The organism is Pedobacter sp. 22163, assembly GCF_052045595.1.
Classification (GTDB): Bacteria; Bacteroidota; Bacteroidia; order Sphingobacteriales; family Sphingobacteriaceae; genus Pedobacter.
Map to the genome: position 1 here is coordinate 42317 of NZ_JBQEPM010000008.1, position 21233 is coordinate 63549.

General features: G+C 38.6%; 20 protein-coding genes. 10 read left to right on the plus strand and 10 right to left on the minus strand.

Annotated elements, in window-relative coordinates; all coding sequences use genetic code 11:
• Positions 1–32: 32 nt before the first annotated feature.
• From ACTJKN_RS19905 to ACTJKN_RS19915, 3 genes are all read right to left on the minus strand, one after another.
• The gene (locus ACTJKN_RS19905) at positions 33–953 is read right to left on the minus strand and encodes a helix-turn-helix domain-containing protein (protein ID WP_440827499.1); all 921 of its coding nucleotides are present in this window, start codon (positions 951–953) and stop codon (positions 33–35) included.
• Between the two features lie 8 nt (positions 954–961).
• Entirely contained in the window at positions 962–1855 is an 894-nt protein-coding gene (locus tag ACTJKN_RS19910; protein WP_440827500.1) for an SDR family oxidoreductase, read from the minus strand.
• Between the two features lie 198 nt (positions 1856–2053).
• Positions 2054–2986, minus strand: a complete 933-nt coding sequence (locus tag ACTJKN_RS19915; RefSeq protein ID WP_440827501.1) for an SPFH domain-containing protein — start codon at positions 2984–2986, stop codon at positions 2054–2056.
• Between the two features lie 89 nt (positions 2987–3075).
• Between ACTJKN_RS19915 and ACTJKN_RS19920 the strand changes: the two genes are divergently transcribed.
• Together ACTJKN_RS19920 and ACTJKN_RS19925 are read left to right on the plus strand one after the other, a co-directional pair.
• Positions 3076–5118, plus strand: a complete 2043-nt coding sequence (locus ACTJKN_RS19920; protein WP_440827502.1) for a M13 family metallopeptidase — start codon at positions 3076–3078, stop codon at positions 5116–5118.
• A 113-nt stretch (positions 5119–5231) separates the two neighbouring features.
• Positions 5232–5417 (plus strand): hypothetical protein, encoded by a 186-nt coding sequence (locus tag ACTJKN_RS19925; RefSeq protein WP_029274977.1) that lies wholly within the window; start codon positions 5232–5234, stop codon positions 5415–5417.
• Between the two features lie 128 nt (positions 5418–5545).
• Here the strand turns inward: ACTJKN_RS19925 and ACTJKN_RS19930 are convergent, their stop codons facing one another.
• The 3 genes from ACTJKN_RS19930 to ACTJKN_RS19940 all read right to left on the minus strand — a co-directional run bounded on the left by ACTJKN_RS19930 (position 5546) and on the right by ACTJKN_RS19940 (position 7865).
• Complete coding sequence (locus tag ACTJKN_RS19930; protein WP_086548182.1) at positions 5546–5728, minus strand: hypothetical protein; 183 nt, start codon at positions 5726–5728, stop codon at positions 5546–5548.
• Between the two features lie 288 nt (positions 5729–6016).
• A complete protein-coding gene (locus tag ACTJKN_RS19935) occupies positions 6017–7117 on the minus strand; it encodes a CapA family protein (RefSeq protein ID WP_440827503.1) in 1101 nt (366 codons plus the stop codon).
• A 190-nt stretch (positions 7118–7307) separates the two neighbouring features.
• Positions 7308–7865 (minus strand): C40 family peptidase, encoded by a 558-nt coding sequence (locus ACTJKN_RS19940; protein ID WP_029274974.1) that lies wholly within the window; start codon positions 7863–7865, stop codon positions 7308–7310.
• Between the two features lie 495 nt (positions 7866–8360).
• On the opposite strand from ACTJKN_RS19940, the gene pdhA reads away from it, so the two are divergent.
• The 3 genes from pdhA (at position 8361) to ACTJKN_RS19955 (ending at position 13003) form a co-directional block, all read left to right on the plus strand.
• Positions 8361–9356: a pyruvate dehydrogenase (acetyl-transferring) E1 component subunit alpha gene (gene pdhA, locus ACTJKN_RS19945; protein WP_029274973.1), complete on the plus strand. Its 996-nt coding sequence runs from the start codon at positions 8361–8363 to the stop codon at positions 9354–9356.
• Positions 9357–9386: 30 nt separating this feature from the next.
• Complete coding sequence (locus tag ACTJKN_RS19950; protein WP_440827504.1) at positions 9387–11078, plus strand: 2-oxo acid dehydrogenase subunit E2; 1692 nt, start codon at positions 9387–9389, stop codon at positions 11076–11078.
• A 146-nt stretch (positions 11079–11224) separates the two neighbouring features.
• On the plus strand, positions 11225–13003 hold the full coding sequence (locus tag ACTJKN_RS19955; RefSeq protein WP_440827505.1) for a DUF885 domain-containing protein: 1779 nt from the start codon (positions 11225–11227) through the stop codon (positions 13001–13003).
• A 108-nt stretch (positions 13004–13111) separates the two neighbouring features.
• Here ACTJKN_RS19955 and ACTJKN_RS19960 read toward each other — a convergent pair whose 3' ends face one another.
• Entirely contained in the window at positions 13112–13276 is a 165-nt protein-coding gene (locus ACTJKN_RS19960) for a GxxExxY protein (protein WP_440827717.1), read from the minus strand.
• Complete coding sequence (locus ACTJKN_RS19965; RefSeq protein ID WP_440827506.1) at positions 13221–13490, minus strand: GxxExxY protein; 270 nt, start codon at positions 13488–13490, stop codon at positions 13221–13223. Before ACTJKN_RS19965 ends, ACTJKN_RS19960 begins: the two co-directional genes overlap by 56 nt.
• 291 nt (positions 13491–13781) lie before the next feature.
• Here ACTJKN_RS19965 and ACTJKN_RS19970 point away from each other — a divergent pair, with 291 nt between their 5' ends.
• The 5 genes from ACTJKN_RS19970 to ACTJKN_RS19990 all read left to right on the plus strand — a co-directional run bounded on the left by ACTJKN_RS19970 (position 13782) and on the right by ACTJKN_RS19990 (position 17708).
• Positions 13782–14333: a cupin domain-containing protein gene (locus ACTJKN_RS19970; RefSeq protein WP_440827507.1), complete on the plus strand. Its 552-nt coding sequence runs from the start codon at positions 13782–13784 to the stop codon at positions 14331–14333.
• Positions 14334–14401: 68 nt separating this feature from the next.
• Positions 14402–15634: a serine hydrolase domain-containing protein gene (locus ACTJKN_RS19975; RefSeq protein WP_426326598.1), complete on the plus strand. Its 1233-nt coding sequence runs from the start codon at positions 14402–14404 to the stop codon at positions 15632–15634.
• Between the two features lie 5 nt (positions 15635–15639).
• Positions 15640–16623: a hypothetical protein gene (locus ACTJKN_RS19980; RefSeq protein ID WP_440827508.1), complete on the plus strand. Its 984-nt coding sequence runs from the start codon at positions 15640–15642 to the stop codon at positions 16621–16623.
• Between the two features lie 23 nt (positions 16624–16646).
• Positions 16647–16952: a YbaB/EbfC family nucleoid-associated protein gene (locus ACTJKN_RS19985; RefSeq protein ID WP_057930731.1), complete on the plus strand. Its 306-nt coding sequence runs from the start codon at positions 16647–16649 to the stop codon at positions 16950–16952.
• Positions 16953–17030: 78 nt separating this feature from the next.
• The gene (locus tag ACTJKN_RS19990; RefSeq protein WP_440827509.1) at positions 17031–17708 is read left to right on the plus strand and encodes a metal-dependent hydrolase; all 678 of its coding nucleotides are present in this window, start codon (positions 17031–17033) and stop codon (positions 17706–17708) included.
• A gap of 144 nt (positions 17709–17852) precedes the next feature.
• Here ACTJKN_RS19990 and ACTJKN_RS19995 read toward each other — a convergent pair whose 3' ends face one another.
• Positions 17853–18191, minus strand: coding sequence for a hypothetical protein (locus tag ACTJKN_RS19995; RefSeq protein WP_440827510.1), 339 nt, complete (start codon positions 18189–18191; stop codon positions 17853–17855).
• Positions 18192–18344: 153 nt separating this feature from the next.
• Positions 18345–21152 (minus strand): DNA polymerase I, encoded by a 2808-nt coding sequence (polA, locus tag ACTJKN_RS20000; protein ID WP_440827511.1) that lies wholly within the window; start codon positions 21150–21152, stop codon positions 18345–18347.
• Positions 21153–21233 lie beyond the last annotated feature (81 nt).

Sequence of the window (21233 nt, forward strand, 5' to 3'; positions counted from 1 at the left end):
AAATAAGATAGCTCGCTTTTTTTTATCCTTTTTCAATTAAATGATTGTCTAAATGCTGAAGGTGTAAGGTTTGTTTTGGATTTGAACAACTTAGTAAAGGATTGTAAATGTTCAAAGCCAAGGGCATAAGCAATTTCACTTACAGAAAGATTTGTTGTAGAAAGTTTTTCTTTTGCTAAATCAATCAGTTTCTGATGTAAATATTGTTGGGTATTTTGTCCGATAAGTGTTTTCAACAATCCGGATAGATATCCTGGCGAAACATTGAGCCTTTCGGCGATGTAAGTTACAGTTGGTAACCCTCTATTGCCAAGATCATCCTGTTCAAAATAGTCGCTAACAACATGCTCTAATCGATCGAGCAGCTGATGATTGATTGCTTTACGTGTAATAAATTGACGGCCATAAAAACGTTGTGCATAGTTTAGCAGTAGTTCTATTTGCGCGATCACCACATTTTGAGTAAAATGATCGATATTGTTATTGGTTTCATTTCTAATCAATTGGGCGATCGAATTAAGCACTGCTTCTTCAGTTTCAGAAACATGTAAAGCCTCAAATAGCGAGTAACTAAAGAACTCATAATCCTTAATTGCTTTGGCTAAATGTGTCTGCCAAAGTAAGTCGGAGTGGAATAGTATCATCCAGCCAGTTGGGCGATGGGTTTTATGCTGATCAATTTCGACTGTAAAAACCTGCCCTGGGGACATAAAAAACAATACACCATCATCAAAATCACTCATTTGTTGCCCATATTTAATTTTCGCATCTGGAACACGTTTGAGCGCAATGGAGTAAAAATCAAAAATTATTGTTTTTGATCGGCCATCGAATGGCATATTAACCTCCTCCATATTAACGATACTAACTAAAGGATGACCTGGTTGAGGCAATCCTGCAAGTTTATGGTATTCTGATATTGTTTTAAAACGATAACGGTTTGAAGGTTCCATGGTACAATTTACTTAAAATAAACTCCCTGCTCCAAATCTTGAATCAAACTGGAATATTGAGGTTCCCAATTTAAACGTTCCCTGGTTAAACGTCCAGAAGCCGGTCCATCTATACTTACAAAATGTTCAAACCAATCAAAATGTGCAGCTGCTTCGTTTTTAGATATAGAAACAACAGGTAAACCGAGCTGTTCTCCAATGGCCTCTGCTATTGATTTAAGGGTTATTGATTCTTCGGCTACCCCGTGAAAACGTGCTCCTGGTGTAGCTTGTTCCAAAGCCAACCTATAAAGTTTCGCGGCGTCCAACCGATGAATACCTGTCCATCTGTTTTCTCCGCTACCAATGTAAGCCGACGAACCCGTTTTGCGGGCGATATTGATCAGCATCGGTACAAATCCATGATCATCACCTTCACCGTGTACAGATGGCGATAAACGAACCACTGATACGCGAATATTCTGAGAAGCAAGGGCGTCAACTGCCTTTTCCGAAGCTAACCTGGGATTCCCGCCATTATAATTGGGCAACATATCTTCTGTGGCGAATATGCCGGGATTAACCACGAGAGTTCCAGAAGTTACAATAAAAGGTTTATTGGTTCCTGCAATTGAGTTCCCAATGGCTTCTATTGCAAGTCTATCAATTTCGCAAACTGCTGCGAATCGGGAAAAATCATGGATAAAGCCAGTATGGATGATACCATCAGCCAGCTTTGCGCCCTCCTGCAAACGCTTTACGTCTTCCAAATCGCCTTTATGTACTCGAGCCCCAGCGAGCACAAGCGCTTTTTCAGCCGCCTCATTCCTTGCCAAACCCAAAACCTCGTGGCCTGCGCTAATTAATTCTTTTACTACCGCAGAACCGACAAATCCGGTTGCGCCTGTTACAAAAATTTTCATTATAATTAATCTTAAATAGTGTACAACAATTATGCTTCGATCTGATATCAACCGCATTTTATCATCACTCAAAATTCAATTAATTTTATAGAAACAATTTAGGCTAATCAATTCTTCATTTAGCCAAAACGAATAGTTAATGCAAAAAAAAGACTGTTGCAAACCCGCAACAGTCTTTTTTGTATGATAAAAACACTTCTAGTCCTTCTTCGGAGGATTCTGGCTCAGCTGCATGGCCATCATTTCTTTCATGGTTTTATTCATTCCCTCGGTACTACCATCTAAGAAAATAATATTACCCTCGCCATACTCTGCAAATTGTTTAATGGCTTCTGTCCACATGGTGAAAAGAATTACCGATGTATCAAGGTTAGCTTGTTGCATTTCATGGGCCGCATTGGTCATACCTTTTGCAACTTCTTCCCTAAACAAAGCAATACCTTGTCCACGAAGTTGTGCAGCCTCTCGCTCGGCTGTAGCGGCAATTTTAATCGCATTACCATCGGCTTCGGCAGCTTTGGTTTTAGTAATTAATAATGCCTGGCCTTCGTTTTCAGCCGCTGCTTTTAAGTTGTTCGAAGCTACTACACGACTCATTGAACGCATAATTTCCTCATCAAAGGTAATATCGTTCAATTGAAGATCCTGAAGATGGTAACCCCATCCATCTAAAACCTGATCGATCTGTTCCTTAACATGAAGCACAATTTCGTTGCGTTGGGCCAGTACATTTGCCTGCTTTTGCGTAGCCACATATGCCCTGATCGAACCTTCAATCGTTCTGATTAGTGCCTGCATTAAGTTGGTCGCATCTACAAACTTAAAAGCTACATTTTTGATCGTTTCTTCATCCTGGTTCACCACAGAATACAATAGCATGGCCTTGAAATATACATTGGCCTGATCTTGTGTTACCGCTTGAAACGACAGCTCTACAGAACGGTTTTGAATGGAAATGCGAGAATAGATCTGCTCTATTAATGGGATTTTAAAATTTAAGCCTGGCCTTAACTGGCGGCGGTATTTGCCGAAAACGGTTACCACCGCAATAGTCCCCTGTTTAACAGTAACAAACGAGCTAAGCAGGATAATAAATCCTACGGCAGCTATAATGTAAATGGTGTATTGCATAATTAGATTTTTTTATGAAGTTATAAAAATTCATACAAACTACATCAGGCATTTTGTAGCTTTAAGCTTTTCTAACTAACTTATATACAATGAAAACTAAATTATTTCTTCCGGCGGCCGGCGTATTGCTTTTTGCTGCTTGCCAGAATAAAAGCCATCAAGATACAGATGTGGCGAATGCACGTACCGAATTTTTCGATAAAGCCGGCATGGATACCACTGTAAAACCTGGTGATAACTTTTTCCTGTATGCCAATGGGAAATGGATGAAAAACACTGAAATTCCTAAAACAGAAACAGGCTGGGGTTCTTTTTATACTTTATATAACGATAACCTGAAAAACCTGAAAAGTATTCTTGAAAATGCTTCAAAAGCCAATGCAACCAAAGGAAGTACCGAACAGAAAGTTGGCGATTTCTATACCAGTGGAATGGATACACTTACCATTGAGAAATTGGGTATCGAACCTATAAAGCCGCTCCTAAGCAAAATAGATGGGATTAAAAATGATAAAGATTTAATCAATTTTGTTGCCGACGGCTATAAAGATGGTGAGGGAGATTTATTGGGCTTTGGTGTAGAACCAGATGATAAATTAAGTACTAAAAATGCTTTATCATTTTCGCAGGCCGGCCTTACCCTGCCTGATCGCAGTTATTATTTAGAACAAGATGATAAGGCAAAAAAAATCAGAGCCGAGTACATCAAATACATCACAAAAATTTTTAGCCTGGCAGGCGATTCTGCCAACGCAGCTAAATATGCCGATAATATTTTAAAGCTGGAAACGGCTATTGCGCAGTCGCACTCTACTCCTGTTCAACTACGCGATCCGCAGAAAAATTATAACAAAATGACTGTGGTTGACTTTCAAAAGCAGACGCCGAACATTGAGTGGAAATCTGTTTTGAGTAAACTGGGGGCAAGTACCGATACCGTTATTGTGAGGCAGCCAAAATATTATCAAACCTTATCAGCCCTGGTGAAAAGCCAGCCCATCGAAATCTGGAAAGAAAAATTAAAATTTGATGCTTTAAACAGATCAGCCAACGCCTTTACCAAAAAATTCAGAGATGCTAAATTCGATTTTTTTTCCAAAACACTATATGGTCAACAAGCACCAACAGAAAGATGGAAAGCCATTGTAAATGCTACCGATCGTAATTTAGGTGAGCTTTTAGGTCAGTTATATGCCGAAAAGTATTTTAAGCCTGAGGCTAAAGAGCGTATGTTAACCCTGGTAAACAATTTACAGAAAGTATATGCAGAAAGAATTCAGAAGGTAGATTGGATGACACCTGAAACCAAAAAGAAAGCTTTAGAAAAACTAAATGCATTTATCAAAAAAATCGGCTATCCTGACAAATGGAAAAAGTACGATGATGTTGAGGTTTCGAAAAACACTTATTATGCAAACCTTCAGTCGGCAAGCAAACATGCCTACAAAGAAATGATGGATAAACTCGGCAAAAATGTTGATAAAACCGAGTGGGGAATGACTCCACCGACCGTTAATGCCTATTACAATCCGTCTTTCAACGAAATTGTTTTCCCAGCAGGGATTTTACAGTTCCCATTCTTTGATTTTGCTGCAGATGATGCCATTAACTATGGTGCAATAGGTGCTGTAATTGGTCATGAAATGACGCATGGTTTTGACGATCAGGGTCGCCAGTACGATGCAGTAGGTAATTTAAAAGAATGGTGGACAAAAGCCGATGCCGATCAATTTAAAGCTAAAGCCGGTAAAGTAGAGACATTTTATAATAACTTCTCATTGTTGGATAATCAGCATGTAAATGGTTCTTTAACGCTGGGCGAAAACCTTGCCGACATTGGTGGCTTAAACATTGCATACGATGCCTTTAAATTAACTGAGCAAGGAAAAGGCGATAAAAAGATTGATGGTTTTACTCCTGACCAACGTTTCTTTTTAAGCTTTGCCCAGGTATGGAGAATCAAAAACCGCGATGAAAGTATGCGTGTAAGGTTAAAAACAGATCCGCATAGCCCCGAGATGTTCCGGGTAAACGGCCCTGTTTATAATATGGAAGCATTTTATAAAGCATTCAACATCCCTACAACAGCAAAAATGTATATAACTCCGGCAAACAGATTAGGTGTTTGGTAAGTTACCCTTTCATTTAATAAACGAAGTCCATTTCAGTCAATGAGATGGACTTCTTTGTTTCCTTAAAACAAAAACTGCAATATTTTGTCTTAATCTTATTAATAGATAACCTTATGAATGTAAAACGCACTTTCGGAACCATCTTAACCGTACTTGGTATAATTGGTTTAATATACGCAGGCTACGGTTTTGTAAGCCACAGCGAAAATACACGGGGATTAATGGTTTATGGCATCATTGGACTTATATTCTTTGTATCGGGAATTGGCCTGGTAAAGAACACAAAGGATGAAAGTTAACCTAAGCTTTTCTCCTAAACTTTTTAGATAGCACAAACAATACGACTGCAGCTCCGATCGCTAAACCAAGATAGATCCCATCTTTAAAGTTATCAGCCTTTGTAGCATGTAGGATAATGGCAATCATACTATTGCTTCTTTTTGTGTTTGATGATCTGGTATTGGCTAAAAGCAACCAGGCAACCCGCCAGGATAATAATACCTGCTGACAACAGGTTATCGGGATTTTGGTTGATGTAGTAGGCTGCTGCCAATACTAAAATTGCAGCTGCAATACCTATAATATAATGAAGTATTAATCCTTTTTTCATCGTTATATAATTATTAATTTATTGCTCATTGTTTTCAATGGCATTTTTCACTTGCATTTATTTCCTCAATGGTGTTCAAGAGAACGCTCCGCTTAGTTAATGAGCTCGCAAAAGCCCGGTTTGTTTTCAAAGGTGATGAAGCTATCAGATTTTTCACCAATGTAGATGTTGTAACGGTGTTCAGGAAGGCTTGAGCCGTTTATTCATCCCATTATGTGATTTGAAAAAATCATGATGGTTTCATAAGGCAAATATTCTGAAATAAATTGAAATTGATGTCGCAGAAGATTAATCTTTTAAACTGATTCTGTGATCGGCGAATTTTAGCTGATGGCCAACAAAATCAATATCTGTCAATTCTTTAATTCTTTTAAAGGCACCATGATTCTCATCCAGGGTTAAGCGATTAATTTTATCCTGTTTAACTGATACGATATCTGCATATAGAAAATCGCCATTCGCATTTATTTTTAGCTGAAGCAAGGGCGCAATACCATTATTGCCTTTTAAGCTGAACATACCGTAAGTGCAAAAATTACCTAGACTGTACGCAATAAATTTATTTTTATACACTTCAACAGCACGGGTTACATGAGGGCCATGTCCAAGTACTACATCTGCACCGGCATCTATAACTGCATGAGCAAAGGCATAAACATTACCTCTGTTCTCTTTATAAAAAATCTCATTTTTACGGGGAACATGTTCAAACCTTGCACCTTCACCGCCACCATGAAAAGAAACAATCACAATATCGGCCATCAATTTTAAACGGGCAACCAAAGCCTTGGCACTGTCGATTTTATTAATCGATACCGTATTCTCATTCGGTGCAAAGGCACAGAACGCATACTTTACACTATCTTTTTCAAAAACTTCAAAAGGTTTGTTTACCTGCCCGGCATAATGGATCTGCAGTGAATCTAAAATCCTTGCTGTATTTTTTCTTCCCCTGGCATCAAAGTCACCAACATGGTTATTGGCGATGCTTAAAACATTAAATCCTGCATCCTTGTATATCCCGGCATAGCGCTCCGGCATTCTAAAAGCATAGCAGTTGTTCGGGTTAATGCCATTACATTTGTTCGAATTACCTGAGTTGAGAAAGCAGCCCTCCAAGTTTCCAAAAACAATATCTCCTTTTAATAAACTATCAACTGCCTGGAAACTGTTTACAGCATCATCAGGAGGGAGGTTGGTTTTAGACGGAAAAGCGGAGCCGAGCATAATATCTCCTACAGCAGTAATGGAGATGGTATCTTTTATTTTTCTGGGTACTGTATCCTGTTTGACTAGGGGTGTAGTAATAATCTGGGCATTATTGCTCGTGCAACTGATTGTGACAATAAGGACAAAAGGAAGGACTAAGATGGTGTTGATGAGCTTCATTAGTAATTTTATTTTAAAATATTTTTCGCCGTCTTAAATAAAAAATAGAAAGATAGCGAGAAAGATCCTGAAATAAATTCAGGATGACGATCGCTTGAGAGAAAATGCTGGTTCAACAAAAAATCCTCCAAAATTTCTTTAGGAGGATTGTGTATGTTTTTAATTGTTAACTGAAAAATGTCAAACTGATTTATTCTACTGTAAATTCTTTCTTAAACGATTCTAAAACGCGGCCGCCTTTGTAAAAATAACGGCTGTAATAAGGCTCGTTCAGGTTGCTGATTACTACACCACGAGAACTTGATGCATGTGCAAATCTGTTATCGCCCAGGTAAATACCAACATGTGAAATACTTCTGCTTTTAATCTTGAAGAAAACTAAATCGCCTTCTTTTAAATCTTCTTTAGACAGTGGATCTACCATACTAAAAATATCGCGCGAATTTCTTCTGATCGTGGTGTTGAAAACTTTATCGTAAATCGCTTTAGTGAAAGCCGAGCAATCGATCCCTCTTTTGGTGTTTCCGCCATAACTATAAGGCGTTCCGATCCATTCGTAAATAAACTTGTACAGTTTTAAGTTCGAAGTTGCATCTACCGCAACACCCATAACCTGAGAAAAATACTGTGACGCAAGGTTGTCGGGATCATTTAATTCTTTACCAGATTCTTTTGTTTTTGTTTGCGCAAATGCGGCTGAGAGCGTACAAATAGCAATTAGAGTAGAAAACAAAAATTTTTTAATCATGTTATACAGTTATGTTTGGGTATTCACTTACACATTAACGTACACCACATGGGCTTATTGTTGGTCATCAAAAGTATTAATTATACAAATGTTATCCAAATGTTAGACGTTAAAAAACGAAAGTTATTAACATTTTTGTTTTTCTGCCTTCATTTTTTGTGATAAACACCTCCTAAAAAATTCATTTTTTCTGAAAAACGATTTACTTCAATCCGCAACACAGGAGCAAACCAATTTTATTTTAAATTATGAGAATAAGCATATATACAGAATTAAATTTCAGAATAAATTGATTCCATATTATGATAAAGGGTGTTGATTTAATTATAAGAAATCGCTGTTAAATTAATATCGGCGGCCAAGGTTTATATTTAATTGTAAAACAACTGTTAAATCTGATTACAACCCTAATACTATGATGTTTTTACACTAAAAAGTGCCAAAAATTACAATAAAAAAATTAGATTTGCTGTCGCAAAAAACAAATACCCTAAAATGAGTGCAGTAGAAATAAATAAAGATACCTGGTTAAAGTGGTTTGAGTCGATGTTGCTTATGCGCAAATTCGAAGAAAAAACTGGCCAGTTATACGGACAACAAAAAATACGTGGCTTTTGTCATTTATACATTGGACAAGAAGCTGTAGTTGCAGGTGCAATATCTGCGATGCAAAAAGGTGATTCAATGATTACAACATACCGTGATCATGCTCATGCCTTAGCTTTGGGAGTTAGTGCTGATAGTATTATGGCAGAAATGTACGGTAAAGCTACAGGTTGCTCTAAAGGTAAAGGTGGTTCAATGCACATGTTCAGTAAAGAGCATAACTTCTACGGCGGTCATGCAATTGTTGGCGGTCAGATTCCATTAGGTGCTGGCGTTGCTTTTGCAGAAAAATACAAAGGAACTGATAATGTTAACATTTGTTATATGGGCGATGGTGCTGTGCGCCAGGGTGCATTAAACGAAACTTTTAACATGGCCATGCTTTGGAAATTGCCTGTTATTTTTGTTTGCGAAAACAACGGTTATGCAATGGGTACCTCAGTACAACGTACCACCAACATGACCGATATTTATAAAATAGGTTTAGGTTTCGATATGCCATGTGCACCAGTTGATGGTATGGATCCGGTTGCTGTTCACAATGCAATGGACGAAGCGATCCAGCGTGCACGTAAAGGTGAAGGACCTACTTTCTTAGAAATGAGAACTTACCGTTACCGTGGTCACTCGATGTCAGATCCGGCAAAATACCGTACCAAAGAAGAATTAGAAGATTATAAGGCAAAAGATCCTGTTGAGCATGCAAGAGAAACGATTCTTAAAGAAAAGTATGCAGATCAAGCCTGGATTGAGGAAGTAGAAGCTAAAGTAAAAGCAATTGTAGATCAGGCAGTAAAATTTGCTGAAGAATCTCCTTGGCCTGATGCATCTGAATTATACAAAGATGTATATATGCAACAGGACTACCCTTACGTAATGGACTAATATTAATAAGATTTCAATTAATTAGATATAATGGCTGATGTAATTAAAATGCCCAAAATGAGCGACACCATGACCGAAGGGGTTTTGGCGAAGTGGCATAAAAAAGTGGGCGATAAAGTGAAAAGCGGCGATGTTTTAGCAGAAGTAGAAACTGACAAAGCAACAATGGATATGGAATCTTATTGGGATGGGACTCTTTTATACGTAGGTGTAGAAGAAGGAACAGCTGTTCCCGTTGATGCAATCATGGCCGTTATTGGTAAAGAAGGCGAAGATTATAAGGCAGCATTAGAGGCAGAACAGTCGGGAAGTCAGGAGTCGGGAAGTCCGAAGTCTGAAAGCAAAGAGGAAGCCCCAAAAGCTGAAGAGAAAAAAGAAGAGGCAGCACCAGCTCAGGGTGGTGGCTTAAGCGAAGAAGAATTAGCTGCAAAAGGTGTTACGGTTATCCGTATGCCTTTATTAAGTGATACCATGACTGAAGGCGTTATTGCTGAATGGCATAAAAAAGTTGGCGATAAAGTAAAAGATGATGATGTTCTTGCTGATGTAGAAACCGATAAGGCAACTATGGAGGTAATGGGCTATGCAACCGGAACTTTATTACACATTGGTGTAGAGAAAGGCGCTGCTGCAAAAGTGAACGGAATTATCGCCATCGTTGGCCCTGAAGGAACTGACGTGAGTGGAATTTTAGCTGGAGGAGCTCAAAGTCCAAAGGCTAAAGACCAAAGCGAAGAGAAAGCTGCGACCCCTAAAGAAGAAAAACAAGCTACAACTGCTGATGCAAGTGCATCTGCTCCAGTTGCGGAAAGCTCATCAGATAGCCGTGTTAAAGCATCTCCTTTAGCTAAGAAAATTGCCAAAGATAAAGGAATCGATTTAGCACAGGTTGCAGGTAGCGCGGAAGGTGGCCGTATCATTAAAAAAGATATCGAAAACTTCAAACCAACTGCAGCACCAGCAAAATCAGAATCTGCATCAGCTCCGGCTGCAGAGAAAGCTGCTGCACCAGCACCAGTTATTCCTCAATTTGTTGGTGAAGTTAAATTTACCGAAGCTCCGGTTTCGCAGATGCGTAAAGTAATTGCAAAACGTTTAGCAGAAAGTTTATTTACTGCTCCACACTTCTACTTAACCATCAGCATTGATATGGACAATGCAATGGCTGCCCGTACGGCAATCAACGCTGTTGCTCCGGTTAAGGTTTCTTTCAACGATATCGTGATTAAAGCGGTTGCTGTTGCATTGAAAAAACACCCGGCTGTTAACTCATCATGGGGTGGCGATAAAATCAGATTTAACGAACATACCAACATTGGTGTAGCTATGGCTGTTGAAGATGGTTTATTAGTACCGGTAGTGCGTTTCGCTGATGGCAAATCTTTATCACACATCTCTGCAGAAGTAAAAGACTTTGGTGCTAAAGCAAAAGCTAAAAAATTACAACCAGCAGACTGGGAAGGTTCTACTTTCACCGTATCTAACTTAGGTATGTTTGGTATTGATGAGTTTACTTCAATTATCAACTCTCCTGACGGTGCAATTTTATCAGTAGGTGCTATACAACAGGTTCCTGTTGTTAAAAACGGCGCTGTTGTTCCTGGTAACGTAATGAAATTGACTTTAGGTTGCGATCACCGTGTGGTTGATGGTGCAACCGGGGCACAGTTCTTACAAACATTAAAAGGTTTATTGGAAGAGCCGATCAGGTTATTAGCATAATCAGTTAGCAATTCGCAGTTTTCAGTTTAGTACTGATTATATATTAAAGCCATCCTTAAAAGGGGATGGCTTTTTTGCGTTAAGGAGCGCCACTCGTATATGGCTAATAATTTGCTATTTTTGATTAGAACCTTAACCCAAAATAAATGAAAAAGATATTTCTTTTTGCTGCCTGTATTACAGCGTTTTCTGCCTGTAAGCAAAAAAGCAGTTCAGACAATAGCTCCGAAAACAAGGCTTTTGCAGCCCTGTGCGAACAATACTATCAGGAAGGATTAAAACTGAATCCCATTAACGCCACCTATATCGGCGACGAGCGTTATAATGACCTTTTAGCTAATGATGGGTCGCAAGCTTATATAAAAGAATTTAAAAGCTATAATGAACGTTATTTAGATAGCCTGGGCAAATACGATAGAGAAAGCCTAAGTGCAAACGACAAATTATCTTTCGATTATTTAAAAGATCAGTTGGATATTAATATCGAAGGACTTAAATATCATTTCGAATACCTGCCCTTTAACCAGATGTTTGCTTTGCCTTTAACCATTGGTCAGTTTGGCGCTGGAACGGGCATCCAGCCTTTTAAAACGGTAAAAAATTATGAAGATTGGTTAAAACGTATTGATGCATTTTCGGTATGGGCCGATACCGCCATTGGCAATTTTAAAAAAGGTGCTGCTGACGGTATTGTATTGCCAAAAGCATTGGTGATTAAAATGATCCCTCAAATGCAGAGTATGGTTGTGGCCACACCTGAAGAAAGTTTGTTTTATGGCCCAATCAAATTAATGCCTGAAAGTTTTTCTGCAGCTGATAAACAAAAGTTGACAGAAGCTTACCGCAATTCGATCACTAAAGTAATTATCCCTACCTATAAAAAACTGGGCGATTATTTGCAGAACGAATATTTGCCAAAAACAAGAGCTACCTCAGGCTATTCTGCCATGCCAGGTGGTTTGGCCTGGTACACTTATTTGGTTAAACAACAAACAACCACCAACAAAACGCCCGAGGAGATCTATCAAACGGGCTTAAAAGAAGTTGCCAGGATTAAGGGCCAAATGGATAGCATCAAAAACTTAGTTGGCTTTAAGGGCGATTTGAAGGCTTTTTTCGAATACATGAAAACAGATAAAAAATTCATGCCTTATAAAACACCAAAAGAAGTTTTAGCTGCTTTTGAAAATATCCACCAGCGCATGAAACCAAATTTGAAAAAGATGTTTGATGTTGAGCCTAAAACACCTTTCGAAATCCGCCAAACAGAAGCTTTCAGAGCAGCATCGGCCAGTGCAGAGTACAATCAGGGTTCAGCAGACGGATCGCGTCCAGGGATCTTTTATGTGCCGATTTTAGATGCTAAAACATTTAACACCACTTCGGGCATGGAATCTCTTTTTCTACATGAGGCAATTCCAGGTCACCATTATCAGATTTCTTTAACGCAGGAAAATAAATCACTTCCTAATTTCCGCCGTTTTGGCGGACATAATGCTTATGTAGAAGGTTGGGCATTATATTGCGAATCGTTAGGTAAAGAACTAGGCCTATACCAGGATCCTTACCAGCATATGGGTGCTTTGGGCGATGAGATGCATAGGGCCATCCGTTTAGTGGTTGATGTGGCCATCCATACCAAAAACATGAGCAGAGAAGAGGCCATAAAATACATGACAGACAATGAGGCCATTAGTACAGAGGGTGCAACAGCAGAAATTGAACGTTATATGGGCATACCTGCACAAGCTTTAGGCTATAAAACAGGTGCAATGAAAATAAGGGAATTGAGAACCAAATATGAAAAAGAATTAGGCCCTAAATTTAAACTGGCAGCTTTTCATACTGCAGTTTTAAAAGATGGGTCATTCCCATTGTCTGTTTTTGAAGCGAAGATGGATACCTGGGCCGAAAGTCAGAAGTAGTTTATATCTTTTTATTGATACTAGAAAGTGTTTCCCGCAGATTTCGCAAAGAACGCAGATAAATCATTCATCTCAGCGTTTTTCGTAGCGATCGGCAGGAAACACTTATCAAAGGCCATTCACTTTTCTCCAGATTGATTGTGATATGTTTGAAGAATTAAAATTAACAAGCATTCCAAGCCGTAAGCCAGATAGCTTCAGGTAAGTAAGTACCTGCTTATGGTGAACAGGCGCAAGTGTTTCTACTGATTTTATTTCGATAAATGACCAGATCGTTTATTAATAAATCTATCCGATAGCCGGCATCGAGGGTTATACCTTCAAAAACAACTGGCAATTTTACCTGTTGCTTAACATCTAAGCCATTTTCGGTTAAAACATAAGCCAGTACCGTTTCATAAACAGATTCTAATAAGCCTGGGCCTAATGCATTGTAAACTGTAAATATTGCACCCCTTATTTGATAGGAGATATCGTTCTCATCCATGTAGAAAAATTTAATGGGTATTCTTAACTGAGGATGATTAACTAAAAATATTATAATCTCTGTAATTATCAAAATATAAATCAGTTTAAAAAAGAGAGCAGCTCTGCGTCTATCTTCTTAAACCTGCGGGAGAAAACCCAAGTAGCAATTGTTTCCCGCAGAGATCGCAAAGGACGCGGATAAATAAATGAACCACAATCTGCGATAATCTCCTTGGATCTGCGGGAGAAAAGATCGCGATCTCTAAACCCTTTGCCCATTACTTTGTTACTATTAAAACACCGCCAAATCATGGACAAAGAAAAATTGATACAAGAAGCCTACTTGGTTGCACATAAAATAGAGGAGAATGGTAATTTTCCAAACAATCCTACTTTACCGTTAATGATTTACAAAGGTACATTTAGGTTGCATCCTGATGATACCGAAGAAGTAATTAAGAAAGTTTTCGCACAGAACGGGTATACCAATGCCTGGGTTGATGGTATTTTTGATTACCACCACTACCACAGCAATACGCACGAAGTAATGGGCGTATTTTGTGGCAAGGCCGATGTACAGTTTGGAGGTGAGCATGGCGTTTGTATAGAGCTTGATAAAGGTGATGTAATTATCATCCCTGCAGGTGTAGCACATAAAAAACTGAACTCAACCGATGACTTCACTGTTGTTGGTGCATATCCAAATGGCTCAGACTACGATATTAAATATGGCAAAGCCGAAGAGCGGCCTGAAGCAGATGAAACCATAGCCAAAGTGAAAAATCCAGACAGCGATCCCGTTTATGGAAGTAAAGGTCACTTGTTTGAGTGCTGGTACAATCAAAATTGCGAAAATGTGTAAAACTCTTTCGTTTTAACCGTCTAAAATTCTTTAATTTTCGGGTTTTAAATACACTATCCCTAATATAAATGAATTTTCGATATATATGTTCAGCATTAGCCCTCTCTGTAACTTTACTAACCGCATGTTCAAGCAAAAAATCTGAAGAGAAAAAGGCCGCTGAAAAAAAAATCCGCACCAAAGACGATGATAAAGCCGATAGCCTCTTATTGGTTTATAATCCGCAAAAAGGTGATAAATGGATTGCTGATTTTGTAGATAACCTACACCGGAAATTCAATTTCAACGGAAATATGCTGGTAGCTAAAGACGGAAAAATTCTTTACGAAAAAGCTGTTGGATGGGCCGATTACCTGCATCGCGATAGCTTAACCATCAACTCAGAATTTGAGTTGGCTTCAATTACCAAAACTTTTACCGGTACAGCCATTATGCAATTGGTAGAAGCCGGAAAACTTTCCTTAAACGATAATGTAAAGAAATTCTATCCTAATTTTCCATACGAGGGCATAACAGTGAAATTATTGCTTTCTCACCGCAGCGGCATGATGAACTATGTTTATTTCATTGACGATATCTGGCGTAAGGAAAAACGCAACATGAAAAAAGGTGTAACCAATCAGGAAGTAATGAATGTTATTGCCGAGCGGAAACCAAATCCATATACTAAACCCGATAACCGTTTTCACTACAATAACTCAAACTTTATGGTTTTGGGTGCCATTATAGAAAAGGTAACCGGACAACGTTACTCGCAATACATGATGGAGCATGTATTTAAACCAGCTGGATTAAAGCACACGCATGTGTATAGCACCACTGAATATGAAAAAATTCCGGTTGATGTGGTTGGTCATGACCGCAATAGTTTCAGATATTCTGTTGCGCAGAATTTTTTAGATGGTCCTGTTGGAGATAAAGGCATTTATAGCACGGTACACGATCTGGTATTATTTGATAAATACTTGAAAAACGGAAGATTATTGACCAAAAAGAGTCTCGATTCAGCGTATGTAGGTCGCAATAAACCTATAAACGGGCATTTTAACTATGGCTATGGCTGGAGGATGTTCGACGGCGAAAATATGGACAAAGTAGTTTATCATACGGGTTGGTGGCATGGTTTCCGCCATATTTATGTGCGGGATTTAAACAAGAACATTGTAATCATATTTTTAGGTAACCTTACTAATGGAAGTTTGATGCATCTTGATGAGCTTTACAAACATTTCAATATGCCGGTTATCCGTAAAGGGGCTTACCATGGCAACGGAAGTTTGCCTGGTTCTGATGAAGATTAATTTTTATGGCAAAAACTAAATGGATTATTGAGCCAAGCAAGTTGATTATCTATCCGAAAAGAAATTTAAGGATAGTTGGTGTTATATTTTTTGTATTAATTGCGGCCTTTATTTTCTTTTTATCGAGATCAGTACAGGGCTATTCTGCCGGTTTCACTCTTGGATATTATGGCTGCCTATTATTAATTCCATTACTACTGATTTTTATTGCTGAAACAAAAGTAATTTTTGATGGCAACAGCAGGGTTCTATATAAGAAGATCGGTTTTTTGCCAACAGGTTCAATCCCCTTTGAGGATATTGCTTCAGTACAGGCTTATGAAATCATGGGTAGTGGATATAATTACAGATTGTTTAAAAAAAGTAACCGGCATGGCAGGGGTGTAATCGTCTCAAGCGGTTATAGCAAAGCCAACAATCCGAATCTGATTCAATTTCAACAGGAAGTTCTTCCAAAAATCGACGAACTTGTTTTTGCAAATGCACCGGTAATTCCTAAACAAACTATTTACGACTTTCAGTTTTTTAAAGAAGAGGGTGGCGTGTACCTATTGCGCGATAATAAGATAGGCAGCTTAATCATTGGATTGATTTTGATAGGAGTTACCGTTGCGATATTGCTTAACCCAGATTTTTTAACAAACGAAGGTTCTTTTCAAAAAATATTACTCACCTATTTTCCGGCGGTTATTGGTTTAGCACTTCTTTTTGCAGCAACCTCCAACATCCGTTTTGATAAAAGCCAGCGGAAAATTATCCGTTCCACTTTTGCTGGCCGCGTGTTAAAAGAATATCCGTTTGATGACCTGGTCCGTTTTCATATTATCCGTAAAACAACCAATCTTATTTATTCAGGTACTGAAGTTAGGGCAGAAATTTTACTGCCAGCCAAAAACAAAACAGCCACCTTAAACCTTAAACACTTTACAGGTACTAAAAGGATTGAGCGATTTCTTGATGAAGCCAATACGATTTTAGGCCGGATTTAGTTTTATAATAAAAACAACAAGTTATGTTCGATAAATTATTTGCGGCGCAACAAAAAGCCGAAGAAATTAAAAAACGCCTCGATACCATTTCGGTATTTGGCGAAGTTGAAAATGGTGCAATAAAAATCACTGCTACAGCAAACAAGGCCATCACCGGAATTTCTATTGATGAGGAGTTTTTGAAAAATGCTGATAAGGAAGAATTAGAAGAACTTTTATTAACAGCTATTAATAAAGCTATGGCAAGTGCTGAGCAAGTTAGTGCCGCCGAAATGCAGGCATCAGCGCAAGATATGCTTGGAGGCTTAGGCGGTATGTTTGGACAATAAAACCATTAGTTAACTAAACTGTTCATCTTAAGAAGAATCGATCTTGCTACTTGAGATTCAAATCTTGATACTATTATTATGAAATACACTTATTACGGCCAATCTTGCTTCCTGTTAGAAGCAGCCGGCAAAAAATTATTGTTCGATCCGTTTATATCACACAATCCATTAGCCAAAAATATAGATATTAAAGCCATTGAGGCCGATTATATCCTGGTTAGCCACGGCCATAGCGACCACGTGGCCGATCTGGTAGCGCTGGCAAAGCAAACCCAAGCTACTGTTATTGCTATGCCAGAAGTAGTAGATTGGGCAAGTAAACAAGGTGTAGAAAAAGTACACGGAATGAATTTTGGCAAATTTACTTTCGATTGGGGAACTGTACGCATGGTGCCTGCAACCCACTCATCGGGTTTACCGGATGGAAGTTATGGTGGAAACCCTGCAGGTTTTGTGCTTGAAGTAGATGGCAAACAGATTTACTTTGCAGGCGATACAGGTTTAACCATCGAGATGAAGGTTTTGGCTGATATTTACAACCTGGATTATGCCATTTTACCTATCGGCGGAAATTATACCATGGATGTTGATGATGCTTTGGTTGCGACTAAATATTTCGACTGTGACAATGTAATCGGCGTACACTATAATACTTTTCCGGTAATCGAAATTGATACCAAAGTGGCCCTGGATAAATTTAAACGAGAAAACAAAATCTTATTGTTGCCAGAAATTGGTGAGACGATAAGTTTATAGTTTCAACAGGTCGTCATTGCGAGAAGGCTTTTTCAGCCGACGAAGCAATGACGACTTTTTTATTGAAGTCTATCAATCGTAGCCATTAAAACAAAAAAGGGCCTCCAATTTTCATTGGAGACCCTTCAAATTATAAACCTGAACCTAATTCTTCTTAGCAGCAGCAGCTTTATTTGCTTTGTAACGCATATCGGCTGTTCCGTCTTTTTTAGTTGGACCAGCAACTTTAGTTACTGCCTTTGCTTTATTTTCTTTAAAACGCATATCTGGTGTACCATCTGCTTTTACTTTAGCAGCTGTAGTAGTTGTTTTAGTTTCTACTTTTTTAGCCTCCTGTTTTACACCTGCTTTTACTGGTGCAGTTGTAGTTTTTACTTCTTTTTTAGCAACAGTTTTAGCTTTAGTAGCCGTAGCTGGTGTCTGAGCAAATGCTGTTGTTAAACCAAATGCTGCGATTGCGATTAAACTCAATAATTTTTTCATGTTTTTTAGATTTGTTTTTTTAATTACCATGAAGCTTCTTCGTTTCACTCAGAGGTTTCATAATCTTTAATTTTTGTTTACTCGTTATTTGTTGATATAAAATTGATTAATTGATATGAAGTTTTAATGAAGATAACGAATATTTTTATTTTTTTAATGTGCAGCCAGCCAATTATCTCCTTCACCAATTTCTACCACAATGGGTACAGCAAGTTTAATGGCATTGGCCATTTTATCTTGAATAATTGCCTTCATCGCTTCCTTTTCCGATCTCACTACATCAAACACCAACTCATCATGTACCTGCATGGTCATGGTTGACTGTAAATTCTGTGCTTTCATTTCTTTATGGATATTGATCATCGCAATCTTGATCATATCTGCCGCAGAACCTTGAATGGGTGCATTAATGGCATTTCGTTCTGCAAAACCTCTTACGGTTTGGTTGGCAGAGTTAATGTCTCTTAAATAACGTCTTCTGCCCATTATGGTTTCTACAAATCCGTTCTCGCGTGCAAAGTTCATGGTATCGCTCATGTAGCGTTTAATGCCTGGGTATTGTGCAAAATATTGTTCTATAATTTCGGCAGCTTCTTTACGTGGAATACCTAAATTTTGGGATAAGCCAAAAGCAGACTGACCATAAATAATTCCGAAGTTAACGGCTTTGGCATTTCTTCGCTGGGTTCCACCTACCTCTTCGATGCTTACGCCATACACTTTAGCTGCCGTTGCGGTGTGGATATCGATCCCTTTGTTAAAAGCATCGAGCATGTTCTCTTCCTTGCTGATTTCGGCAATAATGCGCAATTCTATCTGCGAATAATCGGCAGATAACAAAATGTGGTTTTCATCCCTTGCGATAAAGGCTTTGCGCACCTCTCTGCCACGCTCGGTACGGATCGGAATATTCTGTAAATTCGGATTGTTAGAACTTAATCTTCCTGTTGCTGCAACAGCCTGATTGTAGGATGTATGCACTCTACCTGTTTTAGGGTTAACCATTAGTGGCAATGCATCAACATAGGTTGATTTAAGTTTCTGTAACTGGCGGAAGTCTAAAATATCCTGTACAATATCACTTTTGCTTGCTAAGGCCATTAAAACGTCTTCTCCGGTTTGATACTGACCGGTTTTCGTTTTTTTTGCTTTCGGATCTAACTGAAGTTTATCAAATAAAACCTCTCCCAATTGTTTTGGCGAGGCGAGGTTAAATTTAACTCCTGCTTTATCGTAAACATTCTGTTCGAACTTGATAATTTCAGTTTCGAGCTCTTTGGAATAAGCTTTTAAGGTTTCAATATCAATGCGAACACCTTCTTTTTCTATATCTGCCAAAACATAAACCAAAGGGTTCTCAATCTCTTCGGCTAGTTTCGCTGCATTTAGCTCTTTTAATTTTGGTTCAAATATGTGCGCTAACTGTAATGTTACATCAGCATCTTCGGCCGCGTAATCTACCACATCTATTACAGGCACATCACGCATGGTGCCTTGGTTTTTGCCTTTTGCACCAATCAATTTGGTAATAGAAATTGGTGAATAACCAAGGTAGTTCTCTGATAAAACATCCATGCCATGGCGGGTATCAGGGTCGATTAAATAGTGCGCAAGCATGGTATCAAAAAGTTTACCCTTCACCTGAACGCCATACCATTTCAGCACTAAAATGTCGTATTTGGTATTCTGCCCAATTTTTTCAATTTCTTCATTTTCCAACACAACTCTAAATTCGTCGACGATAAGCTGAGCCTCTTCTCTTACTGCCGGAACCGGAATGTAATACCCTGTGCCCGGTTTTATGGAGAAAGATAAACCAACTAAATCGGCCATGTTTGCATCGGTACCGGTAGTTTCTGTATCAAATGAGATCCGTTTCTCGGCAAGCAATAATTTAATCAGATCTGCACGTTGCGCAGCAGTATCAACCAACTGATAATCGTGTTCTGTATTTTCGATGGTTTTAGCCGGAAGCTTTTCTGCTGGTTCTTCTTCAAGTGTATTGGTGTATTGAATGGCTTCACCAGTTTGGTTTCCGAATAAATCTGTCTGCGTACCTTCCTGAAAGCGTGCTGTAGTAACCGAAAATTCATCGCCAAATACCCTGCGACCTAAAGTCCTGAATTCTAATTCGGTAAATAGCGGTTCTAATAAATCGCGGCTTGGATCGCAGAGTTCCAAACTGGCTTCATCCAATTCAACCGGAACGTCCAATAAAATAGTAGCTAGTTTTTTTGAGATTAAACCTTGTTCTGCAAAGTTTTCTACATTTTCACGCTGTTTTCCTTTTAGCTCATGGGAGTTTGCAATAATATTCTCCATAGAGCCGTATTGTTTGATCAAAGCTTTTGCCGTTTTCTCGCCTATGCCTGGGATGCCCGGTATATTATCTACCGCATCGCCCCATAATCCTAAAATATCGATTACCTGTAACACATTTTCGATCTCCCATTTGGCCAATACTTCCTTTACACCCAGTATTTCCATATCGTTACCCATGCGGGAAGGTTTATAAATAAAAATATTTTCGGAAACCAATTGTGCAAAATCCTTATCTGGCGTCATACAGTAAACCTGATAGCCTTTTTGTTCGGCCTTTTTAGCCAGTGTACCAATAATATCATCGGCCTCATAACCATCAGAGGTAATTACGGGAATATTAAAACCTGTAATTAATTTAATCACATAAGGCATTGCAGCAGCCAGATCTTCGGGCATAGCCTGACGGTGTGCTTTATATGCTTCGAAAGAAGTATGCCTTTCAGTCGGCGCCTCGGTATCAAAAACAACTGCAATATGTGTTGGTTTTTCTTTCTTCAAAACATCTAACAAAGTATTGGTAAAGCCCATTACTGCCGATGTATTAATGCCTGTTGAGGTGAAACGAGGGTTTTTACTTAATGCAAAATGCGCCCTGTACATCAGCGCCATACCATCTAGGAGAAAGAGTTTTTTATTCATGTGATTACACCGATTAATGATTATACCGACAAATAGATTTATCGGATGATAAAAGTAACCAAAGTTAGTCATATCACTAAA

Bases quoted from the DNA above. Each gene is read 5' to 3' on its own strand.
- ACTJKN_RS19905 (WP_440827499.1), bottom strand. From the start codon at position 953: ATGGAACCTTCAAACCGTTATCGTTTTAAAACAATATCAGAATACCAT.
- ACTJKN_RS19910 (WP_440827500.1), bottom strand. From the start codon at position 1,855: ATGAAAATTTTTGTAACAGGCGCAACCGGATTTGTCGGTTCTGCGGTA.
- ACTJKN_RS19915 (WP_440827501.1), bottom strand. From the start codon at position 2,986: ATGCAATACACCATTTACATTATAGCTGCCGTAGGATTTATTATCCTG.
- ACTJKN_RS19920 (WP_440827502.1), top strand. From the start codon at position 3,076: ATGAAAACTAAATTATTTCTTCCGGCGGCCGGCGTATTGCTTTTTGCT.
- ACTJKN_RS19925 (WP_029274977.1), top strand. From the start codon at position 5,232: ATGAATGTAAAACGCACTTTCGGAACCATCTTAACCGTACTTGGTATA.
- ACTJKN_RS19930 (WP_086548182.1), bottom strand. From the start codon at position 5,728: ATGAAAAAAGGATTAATACTTCATTATATTATAGGTATTGCAGCTGCA.
- ACTJKN_RS19935 (WP_440827503.1), bottom strand. From the start codon at position 7,117: ATGAAGCTCATCAACACCATCTTAGTCCTTCCTTTTGTCCTTATTGTC.
- ACTJKN_RS19940 (WP_029274974.1), bottom strand. From the start codon at position 7,865: ATGATTAAAAAATTTTTGTTTTCTACTCTAATTGCTATTTGTACGCTC.
- pdhA (WP_029274973.1), top strand. From the start codon at position 8,361: ATGAGTGCAGTAGAAATAAATAAAGATACCTGGTTAAAGTGGTTTGAG.
- ACTJKN_RS19950 (WP_440827504.1), top strand. From the start codon at position 9,387: ATGGCTGATGTAATTAAAATGCCCAAAATGAGCGACACCATGACCGAA.
- ACTJKN_RS19955 (WP_440827505.1), top strand. From the start codon at position 11,225: ATGAAAAAGATATTTCTTTTTGCTGCCTGTATTACAGCGTTTTCTGCC.
- ACTJKN_RS19965 (WP_440827506.1), bottom strand. From the start codon at position 13,490: ATGGATGAGAACGATATCTCCTATCAAATAAGGGGTGCAATATTTACA.
- ACTJKN_RS19970 (WP_440827507.1), top strand. From the start codon at position 13,782: ATGGACAAAGAAAAATTGATACAAGAAGCCTACTTGGTTGCACATAAA.
- ACTJKN_RS19975 (WP_426326598.1), top strand. From the start codon at position 14,402: ATGAATTTTCGATATATATGTTCAGCATTAGCCCTCTCTGTAACTTTA.
- ACTJKN_RS19980 (WP_440827508.1), top strand. From the start codon at position 15,640: ATGGCAAAAACTAAATGGATTATTGAGCCAAGCAAGTTGATTATCTAT.
- ACTJKN_RS19985 (WP_057930731.1), top strand. From the start codon at position 16,647: ATGTTCGATAAATTATTTGCGGCGCAACAAAAAGCCGAAGAAATTAAA.
- ACTJKN_RS19990 (WP_440827509.1), top strand. From the start codon at position 17,031: ATGAAATACACTTATTACGGCCAATCTTGCTTCCTGTTAGAAGCAGCC.
- ACTJKN_RS19995 (WP_440827510.1), bottom strand. From the start codon at position 18,191: ATGAAAAAATTATTGAGTTTAATCGCAATCGCAGCATTTGGTTTAACA.
- polA (WP_440827511.1), bottom strand. From the start codon at position 21,152: ATGAATAAAAAACTCTTTCTCCTAGATGGTATGGCGCTGATGTACAGG.